Annotated in this window: 19 protein-coding genes, 2 tRNA genes and 1 pseudogene; 10 read left to right on the top strand and 12 right to left on the bottom strand. The window is 35.9% G+C overall.

Annotation, left to right across the window (positions count from 1 at the left end; all coding sequences use genetic code 11):
- Nucleotides 1–44: 44 nt before the first annotated feature.
- From BELBA_RS18915 to BELBA_RS18900, 4 genes are all read right to left on the bottom strand, one after another.
- The gene (locus BELBA_RS18915; RefSeq protein WP_014774279.1) at nucleotides 45–365 is read right to left on the bottom strand and encodes a 2Fe-2S iron-sulfur cluster-binding protein; all 321 of its coding nucleotides are present in this window, start codon (nucleotides 363–365) and stop codon (nucleotides 45–47) included.
- 15 nt (nucleotides 366–380) lie between these two features.
- A complete protein-coding gene (locus BELBA_RS18910) occupies nucleotides 381–1,385 on the bottom strand; it encodes an NAD(P)/FAD-dependent oxidoreductase (RefSeq protein ID WP_014774278.1) in 1,005 nt (334 codons plus the stop codon).
- 88 nt (nucleotides 1,386–1,473) lie between these two features.
- Nucleotides 1,474–1,905 carry a MarR family winged helix-turn-helix transcriptional regulator gene (locus BELBA_RS18905; RefSeq protein ID WP_014774277.1) on the bottom strand — a complete coding sequence of 144 codons (432 nt, stop codon included), beginning with the start codon at nucleotides 1,903–1,905 and terminating at the stop codon, nucleotides 1,474–1,476.
- Nucleotides 1,906–1,986: 81 nt separating this feature from the next.
- The gene (locus BELBA_RS18900) at nucleotides 1,987–2,853 is read right to left on the bottom strand and encodes a toxin-antitoxin system YwqK family antitoxin (protein ID WP_014774276.1); all 867 of its coding nucleotides are present in this window, start codon (nucleotides 2,851–2,853) and stop codon (nucleotides 1,987–1,989) included.
- A 130-nt stretch (nucleotides 2,854–2,983) separates the two neighbouring features.
- On the opposite strand from BELBA_RS18900, the gene BELBA_RS18895 reads away from it, so the two are divergent.
- The 3 genes from BELBA_RS18895 (at nucleotide 2,984) to BELBA_RS18885 (ending at nucleotide 5,856) form a co-directional block, all read left to right on the top strand.
- Nucleotides 2,984–4,186, top strand: a complete 1,203-nt coding sequence (locus BELBA_RS18895) for a pyridoxal phosphate-dependent aminotransferase (RefSeq protein ID WP_014774275.1) — start codon at nucleotides 2,984–2,986, stop codon at nucleotides 4,184–4,186.
- Nucleotides 4,187–4,351: 165 nt separating this feature from the next.
- Entirely contained in the window at nucleotides 4,352–5,341 is a 990-nt protein-coding gene (locus BELBA_RS18890; RefSeq protein WP_014774274.1) for a glycosyltransferase family 4 protein, read from the top strand.
- A 26-nt stretch (nucleotides 5,342–5,367) separates the two neighbouring features.
- Complete coding sequence (locus tag BELBA_RS18885) at nucleotides 5,368–5,856, top strand: hypothetical protein (RefSeq protein WP_052307651.1); 489 nt, start codon at nucleotides 5,368–5,370, stop codon at nucleotides 5,854–5,856.
- Here BELBA_RS18885 and BELBA_RS19800 read toward each other — a convergent pair.
- The 3 genes and pseudogenes from BELBA_RS19800 to BELBA_RS18875 form a co-directional block, all read right to left on the bottom strand.
- Nucleotides 5,857–5,979, bottom strand: a pseudogene (locus tag BELBA_RS19800) (IS1595 family transposase); the annotation flags it as partial. It lies immediately after the preceding gene.
- 60 nt (nucleotides 5,980–6,039) lie between these two features.
- Nucleotides 6,040–7,245, bottom strand: a complete 1,206-nt coding sequence (locus BELBA_RS18880; RefSeq protein ID WP_014771248.1) for an IS256 family transposase — start codon at nucleotides 7,243–7,245, stop codon at nucleotides 6,040–6,042.
- Nucleotides 7,246–7,371: 126 nt separating this feature from the next.
- Complete coding sequence (locus BELBA_RS18875; RefSeq protein ID WP_280956353.1) at nucleotides 7,372–8,022, bottom strand: IS1595 family transposase; 651 nt, start codon at nucleotides 8,020–8,022, stop codon at nucleotides 7,372–7,374.
- Between the two features lie 283 nt (nucleotides 8,023–8,305).
- Here BELBA_RS18875 and BELBA_RS18870 point away from each other — a divergent pair, with 283 nt between their 5' ends.
- The 3 genes from BELBA_RS18870 to amaB all read left to right on the top strand — a co-directional run bounded on the left by BELBA_RS18870 (nucleotide 8,306) and on the right by amaB (nucleotide 11,904).
- The gene (locus tag BELBA_RS18870; protein ID WP_052307650.1) at nucleotides 8,306–8,650 is read left to right on the top strand and encodes a polysaccharide pyruvyl transferase family protein; all 345 of its coding nucleotides are present in this window, start codon (nucleotides 8,306–8,308) and stop codon (nucleotides 8,648–8,650) included.
- A 588-nt stretch (nucleotides 8,651–9,238) separates the two neighbouring features.
- Nucleotides 9,239–10,303: a DUF4421 domain-containing protein gene (locus BELBA_RS18865; RefSeq protein WP_014774272.1), complete on the top strand. Its 1,065-nt coding sequence runs from the start codon at nucleotides 9,239–9,241 to the stop codon at nucleotides 10,301–10,303.
- Between the two features lie 56 nt (nucleotides 10,304–10,359).
- Nucleotides 10,360–11,904 (top strand): L-piperidine-6-carboxylate dehydrogenase, encoded by a 1,545-nt coding sequence (gene amaB, locus BELBA_RS18860; protein WP_014774271.1) that lies wholly within the window; start codon nucleotides 10,360–10,362, stop codon nucleotides 11,902–11,904.
- 78 nt (nucleotides 11,905–11,982) lie between these two features.
- Here amaB and BELBA_RS18855 read toward each other — a convergent pair.
- From BELBA_RS18855 to BELBA_RS18845, 3 genes are all read right to left on the bottom strand, one after another.
- Nucleotides 11,983–12,057: transfer RNA gene (locus BELBA_RS18855), tRNA-Val, on the bottom strand.
- Nucleotides 12,058–12,078: 21 nt separating this feature from the next.
- Nucleotides 12,079–12,153: transfer RNA gene (locus BELBA_RS18850), tRNA-Val, on the bottom strand.
- A gap of 168 nt (nucleotides 12,154–12,321) precedes the next feature.
- Nucleotides 12,322–14,178, bottom strand: coding sequence for a TonB-dependent receptor plug domain-containing protein (locus BELBA_RS18845; protein ID WP_014774270.1), 1,857 nt, complete (start codon nucleotides 14,176–14,178; stop codon nucleotides 12,322–12,324).
- Nucleotides 14,179–14,345: 167 nt separating this feature from the next.
- On the opposite strand from BELBA_RS18845, the gene BELBA_RS18840 reads away from it, so the two are divergent.
- The gene (locus BELBA_RS18840; protein WP_014774269.1) at nucleotides 14,346–16,304 is read left to right on the top strand and encodes a M1 family metallopeptidase; all 1,959 of its coding nucleotides are present in this window, start codon (nucleotides 14,346–14,348) and stop codon (nucleotides 16,302–16,304) included.
- A gap of 56 nt (nucleotides 16,305–16,360) precedes the next feature.
- On the opposite strand, the gene BELBA_RS18835 is transcribed toward BELBA_RS18840, so the two are convergent.
- Together BELBA_RS18835 and BELBA_RS18830 are read right to left on the bottom strand one after the other, a co-directional pair.
- Complete coding sequence (locus BELBA_RS18835) at nucleotides 16,361–16,759, bottom strand: VOC family protein (protein ID WP_014774268.1); 399 nt, start codon at nucleotides 16,757–16,759, stop codon at nucleotides 16,361–16,363.
- Between the two features lie 189 nt (nucleotides 16,760–16,948).
- Entirely contained in the window at nucleotides 16,949–18,589 is a 1,641-nt protein-coding gene (locus BELBA_RS18830; RefSeq protein ID WP_014774267.1) for a S41 family peptidase, read from the bottom strand.
- 155 nt (nucleotides 18,590–18,744) lie between these two features.
- Here BELBA_RS18830 and BELBA_RS18825 point away from each other — a divergent pair, with 155 nt between their 5' ends.
- From BELBA_RS18825 to def, 3 genes are read left to right on the top strand one after another with little or no spacing between them, the layout of a single operon-like run.
- Entirely contained in the window at nucleotides 18,745–19,503 is a 759-nt protein-coding gene (locus BELBA_RS18825) for a regulator of cell morphogenesis and NO signaling (protein ID WP_014774266.1), read from the top strand.
- On the top strand, nucleotides 19,503–19,916 hold the full coding sequence (ruvX, locus tag BELBA_RS18820; RefSeq protein ID WP_014774265.1) for a Holliday junction resolvase RuvX: 414 nt from the start codon (nucleotides 19,503–19,505) through the stop codon (nucleotides 19,914–19,916). The genes BELBA_RS18825 and ruvX overlap by 1 nt, the downstream gene beginning before the upstream one ends.
- The gene (def, locus tag BELBA_RS18815; protein ID WP_014774264.1) at nucleotides 19,913–20,467 is read left to right on the top strand and encodes a peptide deformylase; all 555 of its coding nucleotides are present in this window, start codon (nucleotides 19,913–19,915) and stop codon (nucleotides 20,465–20,467) included. Before ruvX ends, def begins: the two co-directional genes overlap by 4 nt.
- Nucleotides 20,468–20,493 lie beyond the last annotated feature (26 nt).

The following is a 20,493-nucleotide window of genomic DNA, read 5'->3' as shown; positions in this document are numbered from 1 at the left end:
TCAACAATTAATTAAAAGGGAGGTCAATTTGACCTCCCTTTTAATTAATTGTCTTCTCCTCTGAGTTTGATAACAGCACCTTCCAATAGAGGACTAATCCTTACTTGACAGGCAAGTCTACTTGTTGGGAAGTATTCCGGTAGATTTTCTAATTGATCAAGCTCCACGTCTGTCGCTTCACCTAATTCATCTTCTCCTTCCATGACTTCTACGTGGCAAGTGGCACATAAAGCCATTCCACCACAAGTTGCTAAAACTGGATATTCTGATGCTTTCAAAATTTCCATTAAACTTAAGCCCATGTCGTCAGGAGCTTCTATAGATTGGCGATTGCCTTCGTGATCTTCTACTGTGAATGTTACCATGCTGCAAAGGTAAAATTAAAATGCATTTACACCATTAACTGTGGTGTATTTGAAGCTTAATTTCTGATCTGGATACACATATTTGAAGGCAGAATGCATCATGATAGCTGCTTCATGAAAGCCACAAAGGATTAATTTCAATTTACCTGGATAGGTGTTAATGTCTCCTATTGCATAAATCCTTTCAACTCCAGTGGAATAATCTGTTGTGTCAACCTCAATTGCATTTTTATCTATGCTCAATCCCCAGTCAGCAATTGGACCTAATTTAGGGCTCAATCCAAATAGAGGGATCAGATAATCTGCATCGATTTTGATTTCCTCTTTTGATTTACTTTCTAACATTACGCTATTTAAAACACCATTCCCGCCGATTCCTTTTAAGTTGGCGGATAGAATTAAATCGATTTTGCCATTATTGGCCATATCGAACACTTTCGCTGCTGAATCTGGAGCACCTCTAAAAGTCTCATTTCTATGTACTAAGGTAACTCTTTCTGCAACATCAGATAGGTAAATTGCCCAGTCAAGAGCCGAGTCCCCCCCGCCTGCTAGAACAACCTTCTTGTTTCTAAAAGTTTCTGGGTTTTTCACCATGTATGTGACTCCTTTTCCTTCAAAATGTTCTAAATTCTCAAGCACTGGTTTCCTAGGCTCAAAACACCCTAAACCTCCAGCAATCACGATTACTTGTGCATGGACTTTTGTCTTATCACTAGTAGTCACGATAAATGAACCATCGTCTTGTTTGGCAAGATGATCTACCCTTTCACCCAATGTGAATGTTGGATTGAATGGCTTGATCTGATCCATGAGATTATCTACCAATTCTTGAGCCTTAACTTCTGGATACCCTGGGATATCATAAATTGGCTTTTGTGGATATATTTCAGATAGTTGACCACCTACTTGAGGTAAAGCATCTATTAAATGGCAACGCATTTTCAATAGTCCTGCTTCAAAAACTGCAAATAACCCAACTGGTCCTGCTCCGATAATGCAAATGTCAGTATTAATCATGTTAGTTTTATTTATTGGTAAAACCAATTTAATTTCAGATTGTTCGTGTAAATATAATTAGTATAGCAACTATTTTATATACCATATTTTATTCAAGATTAGAATATATGGTATTGAGTATTCTTTTGAACTCTTCAAAATCTTTTTCATCCAAATTTTCCCAAGCTTTTTCTCTAATTTGGGCAATTTCTGGCTTGAGTAAACTCACTTTTTTTAATCCTTGAGGTGTAAGATGAAGCTGAAAACTTCTTCTATCTTGAGGATGTGGTATTCTTTCTACAAATCCTTTTTTTGAAAGAATATCAATGATTCTAGTTAAGGTAGGATGATCTTTGAATACTAACTGTGCCAATTCTGTTTGGCTCAACAGTTCATTTTCGGCAAGATTTTTTAATACCAACCATTGATCAACAGTCACATCATAATCCATTTGGTTAAACTTCTGCTGCGCATACTGTTTGACTTTTCTAGCTGTCCTGTCAAGTAGAAATGAATATTTACTGAATTGTTCCTGTGTCATACCAATAGTTAGTGTGACAAATATATGGATAAAAAAAGATTTATTTACAAATCCCTATAAAAACTATAGGGATTATTCTAATTAATTAGAAGCGATATTACGATAAATAAGATTCCCATCTTTGTCCCATTCGGCTCGGATGAATGGTCTAAAGTTTTTAGTAAAAGGCTTTTCTTGATATTGAATTTCACGTTTTCTGATTGCTGTAGTGTTATTGGTATTCCAATACTCAGTCCATAAGCCTACTTTTTCACCATATTGGTATTCTCCAATTACAGCTGCCTGACCATTTTCATGAAAATGGTAAAAATTCCCTTCTTTTAATTCGTATTCTATTGGAGTAAGCTTTTCAATTAATTTATTATTGCCATCATAATACGTAGTTCTTGAGTCTTTTGGCCATCCTTCTACATAATGGCTTTTGTCAGTCAAAACACTTCTGGTATCGAAGGTTAACCAAGTTCCATGCTTAGTTCCGTAAAAAAACATGCCCTTTTCAATTACTGTTTCATTGATAAACTTTTCGTAAGGTCCATGAAGTAAGACACCTTTTGAAGGATCAAAGTCTTTCGTTCTGATCATTCTGTCTTTTTGATCATACCAATGTATATCTCTAATGTAAGGGTCTATAATTTTTTTGTTACTGGTGTAGTTGAAAATAGTGTATTGCACTTGATCGCGGAGATTTTGCCTAATTCTACCTTTTCTTGTTTTTTCTCCGAAGAAAATGTTCTTCTTAACCTTCTTTTTTTCTTTTTTCTTTTTTTCTTTTTTGGCTTGTTCATCAAAAAGTAGCAATGGGGACGTTGTAGGAAGTAGTTTATTGCTTACTACTCCTGAGGAATCCGGATCTGTGGTCTCTTCTGTTGCTTTTTTGTTTTTTTTCTGTGCGTTTGCGCTCCAAGAAAACGAAATAAGAAGTAAGACAAGGAGGTAAATTGATCTCATATAATTTCAAACGGCCTTAATCAAATATTATTGAACACTAAATTTACAAATTCAAAATCAAATCTCTTTATGTTTAGAATTAATAATAGTAATCTTTAATTTTGAGCAAATTTAAAAAACAACCACTAGAATGAATTCAATCCTATCAGACCGAATTAACCAAATGGAAGAGTCAGCTACGCTGGCAATGGCAAAAAAGGCTCGTGAGCTAAAAGGCCAAGGAATAGACATTATTAGTTTGAGTTTGGGTGAGCCCGATTTCAAAACACCTAAACATATTCAAGAGGCTGCAAAATCAGCAATTGATGAGGGTAAATATTTTGCATATCCACCTGTGGCAGGATATCAAGATTTGAGAGAAGCAATTGCTAAGAAACTTAGAGAAGAAAATCATATAGAAGAGGCTAAAGCCGAAAATATTGTTGTTTCTACAGGAGCGAAGCACTCTATCGCAAATGTTTTCATGTGTATGCTTAATGAAGGGGATGAGGTAGTGATTTTTTCTCCTTATTGGGTTTCTTATGCAGAGATTATCAAATTGGCCGGTGGAGTTCCTGTTTTGATCGAAGGGACATTAGAAAATAATTTTAAAGCTACCGCTGCCCAACTGAAAGAAGCTATGACAGACAAGACCAAGGCTGTGATTTATTCTTCTCCATGCAACCCAACAGGTTCAGTATTTAGTAAGGAGGAACTAGAAGCGATTGCGGAGGTAGTCAAGAGTAAAAAAGATGTTTATGTCATTGCCGATGAAATATATGAATTGATCAATTTTACCGGTCAGCATGCTAGTATTGGTTCATTTTCAGGCATGTTTGAAAGAACGATTACTGTCAATGGATTTTCAAAAGGCTATGCAATGACAGGCTGGAGAGTAGGTTACATTTGTGCGCCATTATTTATAGCTAAGGCATGTGAGAAAATGCAAGGTCAGTTTACATCAGGAGGAACTGGTATTGCTCAACGTGCCGCGCTTGCTGCAATTTCCGGAGATCAGAAACCTTCCAAAGAAATGGAGAAAGCATATCTTGGAAGAAGAGAACTGGTTTTAAATTTATTAAGAGATATTCCTGGAATCAAAACGCATGTTCCAGAAGGTGCTTTTTACTTCTTCCCTGATGTGACGGCTTTCTTCGGAAAAAGTGCAGGTAAGCATCAGATCAAAAATGCAGATGACCTTTGTATCTATTTGCTCGAAGAGGCTAATGTGTCAGTAGTAACTGGAGCCGCATTTGGAGCGCCAAATTGTGTGAGGTTATCTTATGCAGCTTCAGAAGAAGATTTGAAAGAAGCGTTGAGTAGAATGAAAAAGGCGCTTGGAAATTTAAAATAATTTCTGAATTCATAGAATTAAACTGGTCAATTTGCCTTGCAAGTATTTTGGCCAGTTTATTTTTTTATAAATGATTTTTCTCCAAATTGTGGGTTAATCTAATGTTTGATTTTACTCCTTAATCAAATTTGCGCGAGTTTTCTTTGCACAAAATTTAAAAACCCTATGGTTTTAAAACCGATTTTAATTCATTTTCATTTTCACAAAAGGAAAACAGGATTGACCTCAAGTATTGAGAGCGTATTACCATATTTTAATCAAGATTTTGAGACATATATTTTTGGGGATTTGATTGATTGGAAAAAGATATCATGGAAATCAATCCTAGAGTTAGTTTTTAAACAACGATATTTTATCATTCATGCTCATCGAAACAATGAAATTTTGAGGGCATTATTTTTAAGAAGACTTGGTGGGAAATTTAAGATTGTTGCGACAAGACACGCTGAGTCAAAACCTACTAAAATGACACTTTATTTGCTTTCAAAGGTTGATGAAGTCGTGACATTAACTCAATCAATGAAAGAACATCTTCCCTTAAAATCAACTTTGATAAGCCATGGAGTTAATACGGATTTGTTTGTGCCAGTTGAAAACGTGAAGCTGAAAGGTGTGAATCAAGAAAATATTATTTGTGTAGCTGGTAGAGTTAGAGAGAGAAAAGGTCATGAAGTTTTTATTAACGCGATTGTTCCTCTTTTAAAAAAACATCAAAATTGGGCGGCAGTCATTGTTGGTAAAGTAGATGATCATCGATTTTTAGAAAAGTTGAAAACTATCATAAAAAACAGTGATGTGGAAGATCAAGTATATTTTTTTCCAGAAAGCAAGAATATCAAAGAGTTTTATCAAGCTTCAAAAATAACAGTAGTCCCTTCATTTTCAGAGGGTTTCTCACTTGTTTGTTTGGAGGCAATGGCATGCGGTAGCACAGTTATTGCAACCCAAGATGTAGGTGTTCATGGGGATGTGATTACTCATGGAGAACATGGTTTTTTATTTCCTGCTGGAGATACCGGCAAATTGCAACACTTGCTTTCGGAAATTCTCTTAGGGAATGTAAAACTTGTAAAAGACAATGGGAGAAATCAAATTGTAAATAATTGGAGTGCAAAAAAAGAAGCAAATTCATTAATTGATCTCTATAGAAAGTGATGATCTGATTAGTAAGAAGAATTGACATGAAAAAAATCAAACAACGAATAAATACGCTTTTAAATCAATCATATTGGGTTTCTTGGGATGCTCATAGAAATAATTTCGGTGATATTTTAACTCCACATATTGTTGCACACTTTACAAATAAAAAAGTAAGAAGAGCACCATCCTTTATGTTTCCTTACATTCGGCATTTCTTTGTTATTGGGTCTATTCTTCAAAAAAGCACATCAAAAACAGAAGTCTGGGGAAGTGGATTTATTTCGGCTAAATCAAAATGCAACGAAGTACCAAAAAAAATTCATGCTGTAAGAGGACCACTTACTAAAGCGAAATTGGATGCCGACGGAGTTACTTGTCCTGAAGTATTTGGAGATTTGGCTTTACTAATGCCTGATATTTACAATCCAAGTTTTAAAAAGAAATACAAAGTTGGAATCCTCCCGCATTATGTGGACAAAAAGAATGAATGGCTAAATCAATTTGTTGATGTTGAGGATATTTTAATATGATTATCCGCTTGTATACAAGTAGGGGCAAATGCTTGCAATAACCAATCTGTCAAATAGTTTTTCACCAAAGTATCTTCGGTTTAGTTTGTAACAGAATTCATTGAGATAGTTTTGAAGCATCTTTTCTGAAACCATATGACACTATCCCGATAAGTGTGTAAACTTTAAATTATGATTTTATGGTCAGGTTTCAAGAAGCCTGACCCTATCACCAAATATAAGCAGGAAACTGTTAAGAATAGTGCCCCAGTCCCGAATGGGCATAGTCCATTTTTTCGATGCTTCTCTTGCAGCGAGGAAAACAGACTTCATAACAGCATCATCTGTTGGGAAAGAGAGCTTGTTTTTGGTGTATTTTCTGATCTTTCCATTCAGGTTTTCAATCAGGTTGGTGGTATAGATGATTTTGCGGATTTCAACCGGGTAATCGAAGAAAACGGTGAGTTCATCCCAGTTGTCCCTCCAGCTTTTGATTGCATACGAGTATTTGGAGTCCCATTTTTTGGCAAAATCGTTAAGAGCAGCCCATGCGGCGTCCTTAGTAGGGGCGGTATAAATTTCCTTCATATCCCTAGTAAAGGCCTTACGGTCTTTCCATACGACATATCTACATGCATTTCTGATCTGGTGGACAACACATATCTGGGTGACTGACTGAGGGAAGGAGGCCTTTATTGTATCAGTAAACCCGTTCAGGTTATCAGTTGCTGTTATGAGAATATCTTCAACCCCTCTGGCTTTCAGGTCAGTGAGTACCCCCATCCAAAAAGCGGAAGATTCATTCTTACCAAGCCAAAGGCCGAGTATCTCTTTGAGGCCGTTAGTTCTGAGGCCAACAGCAATATAAACGGTCTTATTAACTACTTTGGAGTTCTCCCTGACTTTGAAGGATATACCATCCATCCAAACGATCAGGTATACAGGGTCAAGTGGCCTGTTTCTCCATGCAACAATATCCTCCGCTACGGCACTGGTAACCCTTGAGATGGTGGAAGTGGATACATTGATGTCATAAAGCTCCCGGATCTGCTCTTCGATGTCCTGGTTTGACATTCCCTTAGCATACATGGATATGATCACGTTTTCAACGCCCTCTGCCATCCTTTTGCGTTTGGGCACAAGGGCAGGCTCAAAGCTGCCGTCCCGGTCTCTTGGGACTTTGATTTCAGCTTCTCCAAAGGAGTTCTTTATGGTTTTGCTGGAATGGCCATTTCTTGAATTGGAATTATCGGAGTTCTGATGCTTTTCATAACCAAGATGGGCATCTAACTCGCCTTCAAGCATTTTCTCGACAGCTCTTTTCTGAAGCTGTTGAAGAAAGGAATTGAGCTCCCCTGCAGTCTTGAACTGCTTGAGGAAATCATCATTTAATAGATCTTCTTTTTTCATTTTTGCAATCTGTGTGTTAAAGGTAAGAAATTGTCCACACACAGATCGGGTATTCGCCTACCGCGGGTTCCTCAAATTCTCTGTGCGATTTCTTCTAAATCACACAGAGAATTTCGAGGTATAACTTTAACTTCGTAAGTAGCTAAACCAACTTACACAGTTTTTGTCATAGTCCCAACCATTATGGTACTTCTGCAGATCTCTTTTGAGGTTACTTATTGCTATATGTACCCATTTGAGATTGAACTTACCTTCTTTTGTGGAGGATAGTTCGCTTACATGGACATCGATACAATCTTCTAGGTTAGAATAAGTCGTACTTTCATCAGTCTGAACCACAGCTTTCTTGTCAATCAGGCCTTTTATCAGTTTTTCGGCTGTTTTTGCCTTCAAGTTATCTATTTTGACCATCTTGAAATATCTGCAGCTTTTGTCCTTTTCTCCGGTAATTAAGTCTTCAAGAATAGATGATTCAGCCATGACAGCAACGGAAGCTTGTTTTTGACTTCCGCGTCCTTTCTTCAGCTTCATCCTTTCCGAAGATTTTGTTGCCTTGCTTACAAAAGCCTCATCATATTCAACCATATCCTCTAGTTTATATTGGCTATCACGTTTACCCATTGCTTCTCGGAGCTTGTGGTACAGCCTGAAAACAGTCTCGTATCTACTATGCCCCATCTGCCTCTGGAGTTCCAGGCAGCTAAACCCCTTCTTGGTTGCACTTACAAGTGTCATTGCAAGCAACCAGATCCTTAATGGCAACTTGCTGTTTTCCATAACGGTACCATTCTTCAGGCCTGTCCTAAATTCACAATGTTTACATTGAAACATATTGAGAGAATTAAGCCAGTAGTGTTCTCTGGACTTACATTTCTTACAAATAATGCCTTCCCTTTCTCTTTGTTCCTTAAAGAAATGAATGCAACTTGCCTCATCTGGATATCTTTCATTGAATTGTAGGATAGTCATGGCTTCTTTCTTTATTTCAAGCCAATTAAACACTTAAAATACAGCCCTGAAAGTTATTGACACGTATTGTCAAAGTATAAAATTTGCCTACTTGTACGTAGGCGGATATTCATATATTTTAATTATTGATGTTCAACAAAAAAATCCATTAAATGTAATTGATGATATACTTTCATGTGATAAAATTATATCTAGCTCTCTTCATGGATTGATTGTCGCCGACGCATACAGAGTACCTTCTATATGGATTGAGTTTTCTGATAAAATAGTGGGTAATGGATTCAAATTTTTTGATTATTTTTTATCTGTAAATAGAAAAGATAATGCTCCCGTTAAAATCAACTCAACTACTCAACTTGATGATATTTTGAAAAATTTTTATGATTATGAAATTGAAATTGATTTGGAAAAGTTAAGAAAAAGTTGCCCGTTTTAATTTTTCATATACAGAAATATGTATTTTTTATAAATTTAAGTTCTTGTACTTCTTTAATAAAAATATAAATACTTTAATAATAAATTAATTCAGTTCAAACTATATTTTTTAGTATAAAATATTCCCGAAATCAACAACAGATGGGTTAAAATCAGGTGTAAAATATGTGATTTTTATGCATATCAAGTATAATGTCTTTTTATTTGGTTGAAAAACAATTATTTGGTGAATTTTAAAAATGAAACCACAAATTTTTTTCATTAAATTATTTTAAGAACCGAGAAACTTTTAAGCTTATAAGACATGATTTATTCAATTTTCAAAGAATCAGAAAAATTATATTTGTTATTATTTTTATATTTTATCTAAAAATACCATGAAATTTTTCTTGGATAATTGATCTAAACTTCTTTATATTTGTATCGGGTGATTAAGCAACTTTTTCTGCTAATAATTTTTGTTTTAAATTTGAATTGAAGACTATTATGAGAATCATTTTTACTGGTCTTCATTTCAAAACATTAAATCCTGCTTCGGCAGGATTTTTTATTTATATTTCTTTCTTAATTGATTACCAAATAAGTCCAAATGATTCCAGATTTTCAAAAGTTCAATCGTAATGGTTCTTGTGTATCTAAAGTATCTCTGCTCTTATTGCTGCTTTTTGGAATGTTTGAAAATCCAATTTATGCTCAAGATGTAGCTGATAGTGCTTATTATGTAACTTTTCCAGATCAATTGATTACAAGGATTTATACTTCAAGAAAGTATACTGAATTCAATATTCGAGATAGGGTTTCTGATCAAAATATAAAGTTTGAGCCAAATTCCACTATGAATCTAGGGCTGGGAGCAACGTATAACGGGCTGACTTTGAATGTTGCTTACGGCTTTGGGTTTTTGAATCCAGACAAAGGAACAGGTGATTCTAAATACCTTGATTTACAAGCCCATGCATACCCGAAGAATCTAGTAATTGATCTATTTCTACAATTTTACCGGGGCTACTATGCTGATTTAGGCGAATTTTCAACAGCGGAAGAACCTTTTCTTTTGTTACCAAATATGAGAGCAAGAAAAATTGGAACCAATGTCCAATATTTATTTAATGGTGATAAAATTTCTCTTAGGGCTGCATTTTTGCAAAGTGAATGGCAAAAACGATCAGCAGGAAGTCCATTTGTAGGCTTTGAGTTGTATGGAGGGACTGCAAGCAATGATGAACCATTTCTTCCACAAGGATTTTTATCTACTGAAGATAGGAATTTTGATGTGACGAGATATTTTCAATTTGGACCAAATGTAGGTTATGTGCATACTTTCGTGATTTTAAAGCATTTTTTTATAACAGGATACGCGTCCACAAACTTAAGTCTTGGGCAACAAAGATTATTTTTTGAAGATGGTTCCCAACAAAAATGGGGTGTAAGCTCCAATCTGTTTTTACGAGGTTTCGTTGGTTATAATTCTGAAAGATGGTCAATAAATGCAAACTATGTGCACAATAGAGTCAACATGATAAGAAACAATGATTTTGATAATTCAATGTTGACAGGAAACTATAGAATCAATTTTGTATACAGGATATCTCCAAGCAGAAAATTAAAACCTTATCTGGATGCAGTTGATCTGAAAAGGCTTCTTTTGAGATAATTTTTATGTTTTTTTAGTAGTTTTACCAATATTGAAGAATTATAAACCCAATAGAGATGTCAGATCAATTTGGAATAAAATCAGCCTTAAAGAGGCTCGGAATTACAGAAGAAAACAAAGGTACTTGTACCGGGAATAATTGGATAGAAACAAAAGAGACCTTTTTAGGCTCTTTTTCTCCCGCTGATGGTGAGCTTATCGCAAAGGTGCAACTCACAGACAAGCAATCTTATGAACTTGTGGTTAAACAAGCACAGGAAGCGTATAAACACTGGAGGAATGTTCCCGCCCCTCAAAGAGGCGAAGTTGTAAGGCAAATTGGAAATGCACTCAGAGAAGTAAAATCTGACTTGGGTAAGCTAGTGTCTTACGAAATGGGTAAATCCTATCAAGAAGGATTAGGTGAAGTTCAAGAGATGATTGATATCTGTGACTTTGCAGTTGGACTTTCCCGTCAATTATATGGTCTTACTATGCATTCAGAAAGACCTGGGCATAGGATGTACGAACAATGGCATCCAATTGGAATCGTGGGGATTATATCTGCATTTAATTTTCCTGTTGCAGTTTGGTCTTGGAATAGCATGATAGCGATGGTTTGTGGAGATGTTTGTATTTGGAAGCCATCAGAAAAAGCGCCTCTATCAGGAGTAGCCTGTCAGCATATAATTGCGAAAGTCTTGAAAGAAAATAATCTTCCTGAAGGAATTTCTTCTTTAATTGTTGGCGATTATAAAGTTGGTGAGTACTTGTCTCATGATACAAGAGTCCCTCTAGTTTCAGCTACAGGTTCAACTCGCATGGGGAAATTGGTTGCTCAAGCAGTAGGAGGTAGACTTGGAAGATCTTTACTGGAATTAGGAGGAAATAATGCTATTATTATTTCAGAAAATGCAGATTTAGATATTGCCATAAGAGGAGCACTATTCGGTGCAGTAGGAACAGCAGGTCAAAGATGTACATCAACGAGAAGGTTGATTATTCACGATTCTGTATATGAGGAAGTCAAAACAAGACTTGTGTCAGCTTACGGTAAATTAGTCATTGGAAATCCACTAGATGAAAAAAATCATGTTGGTCCACTAATAGATACCGATGCAGTTAAAATGTATCAAGACGCAATTACAAAAGTGAAATCAGAGGGAGGTAAAGAGCTGGTTTCAGGAGGTGTTCTTGAGGGTAAAGGATTTGAATCTGGCTGTTATGTTAAGCCTTGCATCATAGAAGCTGAAAACCACTTCGAAATGGTGCAACATGAGACTTTTGCGCCTATTTTATATTTGATGAAATATTCTAAATTGGAAGATGCTATTGCCATGCAAAATGGTGTTCCTCAGGGGTTATCTTCTGCGATTATGACGCTTAATATGCGTGAAGCAGAGTTCTTTTTATCAGTATCAGGATCTGATTGTGGGATTGCCAATGTAAATATAGGCACATCAGGAGCAGAGATTGGTGGTGCATTTGGTGGTGAAAAAGAAACTGGTGGAGGAAGAGAGTCGGGTTCAGATGCTTGGAAAGCTTACATGCGTCGGCAGACGAATACAATAAACTATAGCGATTCCCTGCCATTGGCACAAGGAATTAAGTTTGATATTTAAATTTTAAGAGAGGCAGGTTGGAAGTAAATTTTAACCTGCTTTTTTAAAACACAAAAAGCCTCTAGAAGAGGCTTTTTGTGGGAGTTGAGGGATTCGAACCCCCGACCCTCTGCTTGTAAGGCAGATGCTCTGAACCAACTGAGCTAAACTCCCGAGGGATTTAATAAATAATTGTGGGAGTTGAGGGATTCGAACCCCCGACCCTCTGCTTGTAAGGCAGATGCTCTGAACCAACTGAGCTAAACTCCCATTCTTCCTTGAATGGATTGCAAAGGTAGCTTTATTTTGATTTTGAGCAAAAGAATAATCTTTAATTTTCAAGAGGATTTTATAATTAATTGATATTGAATTCAATAAATTAAAAGACCTCCTAAAGTTTTTCCTTAGGAGGCCTTTTTCACTGTCTATAATCTGTTTTTATTGTTGAAGATTGATGGCAATGCCCGCTCTAAACCATCTTCCCGGCATTTGAACGAAACCAGCTTCTACATAATCTGCGTTCGTGACATTCGAAGCCTCAGCAAATATCCCAAAAGCCTTCAATCTATTATAATCTACTCGGATGTCCATTAGGAAATATGGGTCTAAAGACATTCTTTCAATATATCTTGTTTTTAGATTCAATTCTAGGTTGGTAAAAAACTCTGACTGAACTCCTGCAATAGCTTGGTGACGCAATGCTGTTAATGAAGTTCTAGATTCAACGCCAGCAGCCTGATTCAGACTTGCATCTATAAAGTTGTAACTCAGCGAAACTTCCTTCAACTTGAACTTCTTTCCACCTAAATTTAAGGCATATTGAGCTCCTGTTTCAATTCCTTGGAAAGTTACTTCAGAAATATTTCTAGGGGTCCATCTATTTGGATTTGGTACAATGTCACTAGGTTCTCTGCTCCAATCTATCAGGTTTTCTGTATATCTATTAAAGTACACTAATTCAAATCTAAATCCTTGCTTGTTGAATTTGTACCCTACTTCAAAGCTTTGAGCTTCTTCAGGTACTAAATTTGGATTGGAGAAATTGCTTGGGTCTTCGTAATATAGATCATTAAATGAAGGGATTCTATAACTTGCCCCATAGTTTGTGTAGACTCTAGAGTTATTGCTGATTTGATATCCCAATTCTGCGCCAGGAAAATGTTTCCATCCATATTCATTGTAATAGTTTGAATACACTCCTGCTCTGAAGTCGAAATCATTCCAGAATTCAACTCTATGCTCTGCAAAAATCCCTAGGAAAGACCTTTCTCTATTTCCCAAGTTTGAACTTTCAATTTGCTCGTTTCTTCCCTCTATCCCAAAGCCAGAAGTTCCAAATTTGGACTCATAGCGTCCATTAAACTCTAAAGCGAGTACATCTGTTATGTGATTATTGGTGAAAAATGCTGGTTCATTTCTTCTTAATCTAAATTCATCTGTATTTCTTCTCCAATAGGCTCTTGTTTGAAGATAAATATTTTCATGATTGTAGGTATGGCTTAATGATGCTAAAAATGTCTGTATGCTTTCCCATTGGTCAGGGAAACTATTTGTATAAAAACCATTTGCGCCAAAAGTCCGATCTGTGTAACCTATCATGGTTCTCAATTCATTTCTATCATTGAGATCTAATCCTCCTTCATAAAAAATATTACTTACTTTGTAATCTGAGTTGTACCAATATCCACTTGATGCATCATGAGAAAAGGATAGCGTCTGTTTATATTTTCCAAAGGGTAGGTTAATTGGTAAGGAGGACACAGCGCTTATTCCCTTCATTCCAAAATCTCCTCCATAAGCCTGAATATTCAATCCTTGTGTTTCAGGAAGCATAGTTACGATATTGATTGCACCCGCATAGGCATTTTGTCCATAAATTCTTGATGCAGGTCCTTTCATGACTTCGACACGCTGAATTGCTTGAAGGGGAACCGGAATATTCATAATATGATGACCTGTTTGTGGATCAGTCATTTTAATACCATTGATAAGCATCAGCGTTTGCTCAAATCCTCCTCCTCTAATTCCAACATCTCCTTGAACACCACTCACGCCTCTTTGTCTTACATCCACTCCTGGTGTGAAAGCTAGTACTTCTTGCAAGCTTCTTGCTGGCGTAGTTTCAATATCTTTTCTACTGATAATTGATATATTTCTAGAAATTTTGTTGAAGGGAATTTCAATTCTGTTTTCCTTGATAATTACTTCACCAAGGTCAACCAGCGTAGTGTCTTGATTTCCTTTGGCTATAAATGAAATAATCATTAGGGTAGGTAGCAGTAATCTTTTTTTCATAAATTAAACTGATTTAGCAGAGCAAATTAGCTTCTAAATATATCTAAATGCAAATTCAACAGTTTTGCTAGTAGTATTGAAATAAGAATTATTAGAAATTGATTTTGGTTTTTTGTTCTCTTATGTTTCAGTATTTTAGCCCCTTCATTCATATATCTACTTAAAATATGACAAAACTCACAAAAAAAATTTTTCTGTTATTTCTAGTATTTAACAGTATAATAAATCTTGACGCACAGCAAGTAAAGGACAATAATGATTCGGCGTTTACAGAATTTGGTTATCGACAAGGTTCGGCATATCGTACAGCAACAGGCAAACCTGGCCCAGAATACTGGCAAAACAAATCTGATTATGTCATTAATGTTGAGTTAGATGAAGAAAATCATTCTATAAAAGGATCATGGACTATCACATACACCAACAATAGTCCAGAATCCCTTGACTTTATTTGGCTCTTTTTAGAGCAAAATAGGTTTACCGAAGATTCTAGAGGTACACTGACGACACCGATACAAGGAAACAGATATAGTGGTGATGTAGATGGCGGATACCAAATCACAAATGTTAGAGCGCAAATTTCCGGGAAAAATAAATCTGTGAGCAATGATTATCAGATAAGCGATACACGCATGCAAGTATTTTTCACTGAACCAATTCCTGCTAATGGCGGTGTTGCAACCGTTTCCATGGATTTTGAATATAATATTCCTATAAAAGGAATGGATAGAATGGGAAGGTTAGATGTGAAGGACGGAACCATCTATGCCATGGCGCAGTGGTATCCTAGAGTAGCTGTATTGGATGATGTGACTGGTTGGAATACAGATCCATATTTGGGAGCTGGAGAATTTTACTTAGGATATGGGGATTTTGATTACAAAGTAACAGTCCCTTTTGATCACATTGTGGTGGGTTCAGGAGAATTACAAAACCCGAATCAAGTCTTGACAAAGGAACAGCAAAACAGAATGAAAGAAGCTGCGCAAAGTGAAGAAAGAGTTTATATAGTTACTCCCGAGGAGGTTGGAGAAAATGCAACTATCCGACCAAAGCAGGATGGTACGCTTACTTGGCACTTCAAAATGAAAAATAGCAGGGATATTGCTTTTGCATCATCCAAAGCATTTATATGGGATGCCGTAGGGGTTAATTTACCAAGTGGTAAAAAGATAATTGCACAATCAGTTTATCCAAAAGAAAGTGATGGTGAAGAAGCTTGGGGAAGATCAACAGAATATAGCAAAGCCTCAATAGAGCATTATTCAGAAATGTGGTATGAATATCCTTACCCTGTAGCGGTGAATGTAGCAGCAGACATTGGAGGGATGGAATATCCTGGGTTAAATTTCTGTAGCTATAAATCAAAAGGAGAATCCCTTTGGGGAGTTACAGACCACGAGTTTGGTCATAATTGGTTTCCAATGATAGTTGGTACAAATGAAAGAAGACATGCATGGATGGACGAGGGGTTCAATACTTTTATCAATTATTACAGCAATTTGGAATTTAATGATGGTGAGTATTCCAATGATTTGATTCAGACCAGAAAGTATTTAGGTTGGTTGACAAGTGAAAATAGAGAGCCGATAGCAACGCATGCAGATAGAACACAATCCAACAACTTAGGAATGGTAGCTTATATGAAACCAGCATTGGGTTTGATTATGCTTAGAGAATATGTTTTAGGACATGAGAGATTTGATAGAGCATTTAGATCTTATATTAAAAATTGGGCTTACAAGCATCCTCAGCCATCCGACTTCTTCAATCACATGGAGAATGTTGCTGGCGAAAATTTAGATTGGTTCTGGAAAGGTTGGTTCTATAGCAATGCCAATATTGACTTATCGATTGATGGTGTTTATCCTTATGGAGCGAACTACATTGTCGTTTTTTCAAATAAAGGAGAAATGCCAATGCCGGTTGAATTTGAGGTAACTTATGAGGATGGAACAAAAGAAAAAAGATCTCTACCAGTTGAGATTTGGTTCAAAGGAAATACTTGGCAGCATCTATTGAAAGTGGATAAAAAAGTAGTGAAGGTCGAAATCGATCCTAACAAAATCATTACGGATACCAATGCCGGAAATGATGTTTGGCCATCTTCGCTTTATGAAAATTAATAGAATTTAGTGATTAAAATAAGAGGAGCACTTCGAGTCAAAGTGCTCCTCTTATTTTAATATTCATCATTGATTTCTATCCAATATCCATCAGGATCTCTGAGGTAGATTTGCTGAATACCATCAGGTCTGATGGTTATTTTACCTTGCTGACCAGGCCAGTCTTCAAAAGCAACATTAAGTCTTTTAAGGTTTGCAAGAAAATCATTCATATCAGGAATGCTGAAGCAGAGATGATTGATTTTATTGATTGTAATTGGTTGCCACTCGGCTTCAATAATATGGAGTTGAACGTTGTTTCCAATATCGAACCAAGCATGTAAACCATCTTTAAAAGGCTCTTCGATTTCTTTGAAATGAAGTACTTCACGGTAAAAATCCGCACTTTGTTCCAAATCACTTACATAAACTGCAATGTGGGTTATTTTCACTTGGGCTTGGATTGGTTGAATCATATAAAAAAGACTTATGATAAAGATTGAAAGGTATTGTTTCATGAAATTTTGGGTCTTCTAGGTGCTAAGTTAACTTTTTCTTCCCAAAACTTCTTTGTAGTTAAAGCTAAAACCGCTGATTGATTAAAGAGCAAAATAAAAGGGGAACCATTCAAATTGGCTCCCCTTTTATTTTTCCATTAGGGTTAATTATTCACTTTTCTTTGCAGAAAGTGCAAGCTTCTCTGCTTCATCAAAAAGCTTAATAGCCTGCAAATATATTTCATTGATATCGTTAATCACTTTGTAATATGCGTTATCATCGAATATGTTTCGGCTCATATTAGCTTTCACAAGTATTTTTAGATACTCCTTAGACTTGTTGAAATCCTTCTCGTCATATTTTACTTTGTTTCTCTCTCCAACTTTTACCAAGCCTTTAAGCATTGCATCAGACACTTGGTAATTGCTGTAATAGTCTTCAAAGCTCATTCCTTCAAATTGTTTTTTATTCTTGTCTAAGTAATCTAGGATAAATTCTCTTGCAGAATCAGAATTGAATAATCTATTGACATAAGCGCTTGACATGGTTGTATCTAGTGGAACAAAGAAGTCAGGCATAATTCCGCCTCCTCCATATACTGCTCTTCCTGAAGTAGTCTCGTAGCGTAAACTGTCATTAAACTTCACACTATCGGCGGAGAAAAACTCACCATGTTCAAATCTTTTGATCCAGTCAAGGCTATAATCTTCTTCATCATCACCATAAGGTTTTTGGATAGATCTACCTGAAGGGGTGTAATATCTTGCTATTGTTAATCTCAACTCTGCACCATCAGATAAGTCAATTGGCATTTGAACCAATCCTTTTCCAAAGGATCTTCTTCCAACGATCAATCCTCTATCATTATCCTGAATCGCTCCTGCTACAATCTCAGATGCACTTGCACTCCCTTCATTTATCAATACAATCACAGATCCATCTTCAAAACTCCCTTGCTTTACTGCATAAGCTTTTTGGTTAAATCTACTAGTTTTGCCCTCTTGAGAAACGATTACAGCATTTGATCCTAGAATTTCATCGGCCATATTGATTGCAGCTCCCATGTATCCACCTGGGTTACTTTGAAGATCGAGAACAAGCTTTTTCATTCCTTTTTCTTTTAATTCAGCTACTGATTTTTGGAATTCTTCATACGTGGTAGCAGCGAATCTAGTGACTTTAATGTAACCTATTTCATCATTGATCATGTAGGATGCATTGATTGAATATTGTGGTATTTTATCCCTTACAATATCAAATTTTAATAAGTCTTTTTGTGATTTTCTTCTGATATCAACTTCTACAACACTTCCGCTTGGTCCTCGAAGTAGACTGAATACATCATTATTTGTGATGCCTGTGCCAGCTACTGTTTTTCCATCAACTTTGATAATTTGATCGCCAGATTGAATTCCTAATTTCTCAGAAGGCCCGCCTGTCAAAGGAGCAACTACATAAATCGTATCTCTGATGATACCGAATTCTACACCAATTCCATCAAAATTTCCTTCCAATTGAGATTTGGCTAAAGCAGCATCTTTCGCAGGAATATAACTAGAATGGGGATCAAGCTTTTCAAGCATACTTTCAATTCCAAATTCAACCAATTCATTGGTATTGACACTATCTACATAATCACGGTTGATGTAAGTGATAATCTCCTGAAGTTTATAAATTGCTGCTTTCAGGTCATTTCTATCAGTTTTGGGTTCTGCAAAAGTAGCTCCTACCCAAATTCCACCAGCTATTGCTAAAGCGATGATGATTGGAAGACGTACTTGTGCTTTTGTGTTTTTAATTTCGCTCACGATATCCTCTTGTTTTTTATGACTTTATTTTAAGGCAATTCTTCAAATATAATATTAAACTCCATTTAAGTCCAATTCGTTTTTATAAACGCAACAATTTCAATTTAGATAAAGAATTGCGGCATTTTCTATCAAAAAACTTTACTTTTACATTTATGTTGAATCCAAAAGAAATACACAAAACACCAATTAAAGACCTTGTGTCTGAAAATTACGTGTTTGCTTCGGTATTACACTATTTTGGAATTAATTTTTATCAATATGAAGAGAACTCTTTGCAAGAAGTATGCAAAAAATTTAAAGTAAATCCAGATCAACTAGTAGGAGAACTGGAAGTATGGGCAAATAGAAAAGAGCCCAAAGCTGAAGAACTATACTTACATCCCATCGAAGTTTTAGTTGCCTATTTAAAAAAGAAACATTACTTTTTTGTAAGGCAGGAATTGCCGTTTTTATCCAATATGGTGGCAGGTATAAAGTTAGATGGAGAATTTGCTGCTATTTTGGCAGACCTAAGAATCATGTTTCCAATGTTTGTCGAAGATTTTATTCATCATATTCATGAAGAAGAAAGCAGGGTCTTCAAAAGAATTTACCTGTTACATGAAATTGAAACGGGTCAATTTAGCTTGAATGATGCTCTTAAAATTTTGGAAGAGAGTCCAATAGCTAATTTGGCTCATGCCCACGAAGATCATGATGATGAAATGGTTGGAATTAGAAAACTCACCAAAAACTACATCCTGTCTGAGGATGCTCCATTGAGCATGAAGATTTTGTACAATGAATTGCAGAACTTTGAGAGAGAGTTGGTGATTCATGCGAGAATTGAGGACGAGTTACTTTTTCCTAAAGCAGTGGAGCTAGAGAGAGAAGTGCTTAGGCAATTGAAAAAACAGATTAAAAGCAATTGATGGGAAGAGTTATTGCTATTGATTTGGGAACTAAAAGGACGGGATTAGCCGTTACGGATGTGCTTAAGATTACTGCTAATCCATTGGAAACAGTGGAAACAAGCAAACTTGCTGATTACCTCACCCAATATTTCAAAAAAGAAGAGGTTGAAACGATCGTCATCGGATATCCAAAATCACTTAATGGTTCTGACAATGAAATGACACCTAGAGTGATCAGCTTAAAGGATAGATTAGGGAAATTATTTCCAGAGAAAAAAATCATCCTAATAGATGAAAGATATACTTCTAAAATGGCGATGCAGAGTATGATTGCCATGGGGAGTAAAAAAAAAGACAGAAAAGAAAAAGCTGGCAACTTAGATAAAATCAGTGCGGCTATTATACTTCAAACCTATTTACAGCAATTATGATTTACCCGATTGTAGCATATGGCAATCCAATTCTAAAAAAAGAAGCAGAAGAGATTCATGATAATGAAGATGTATCTGATTTAATCAAAGATATGTTTAGCACTATGGATCATGCCAGTGGTGTTGGATTAGCTGCTCCTCAGATCAATCAAGGGGTCAGGCTTTTTGTGATTGACAGTTCATTGATGTTAGATGAAAATGATGAAGAAAAAGGTATAAGAAGGGCTTTTATTAATCCAATTATACTTGATGAATATGGCGATAATTATGGTTTTGAGGAGGGGTGTTTGTCTATACCTGAAGTAAGAGCAGAAATCATAAGGCCTGAAAAGTTGACAATTGAATATTTTGATGAAAACTGGATTTTGAGAGAAGAAGAGTTTTCAGGAATGACAGCAAGAGTTATTCAACATGAATATGATCACTTAGAAGGTATTCTTTTTATAGATTACTTGAAAGGGCTTAAAAAAAGACTCGTGCAATCAAAGCTAATAGAAGTCAGTAAAGGTAAAGTACCTACAGATTATAGAATGATTTATCCCTTGAGATAATTAATAATTTTGATTCTTTCTATTGA

Origin of the sequence: Belliella baltica DSM 15883, from assembly GCF_000265405.1 — a bacterium.
GTDB lineage: Bacteria > Bacteroidota > Bacteroidia > Cytophagales > Cyclobacteriaceae > Belliella > Belliella baltica.
The sequence above is the reverse complement of the archived record's forward strand: the minus strand, read 5'-3'. Positions and strand labels throughout refer to the sequence as shown.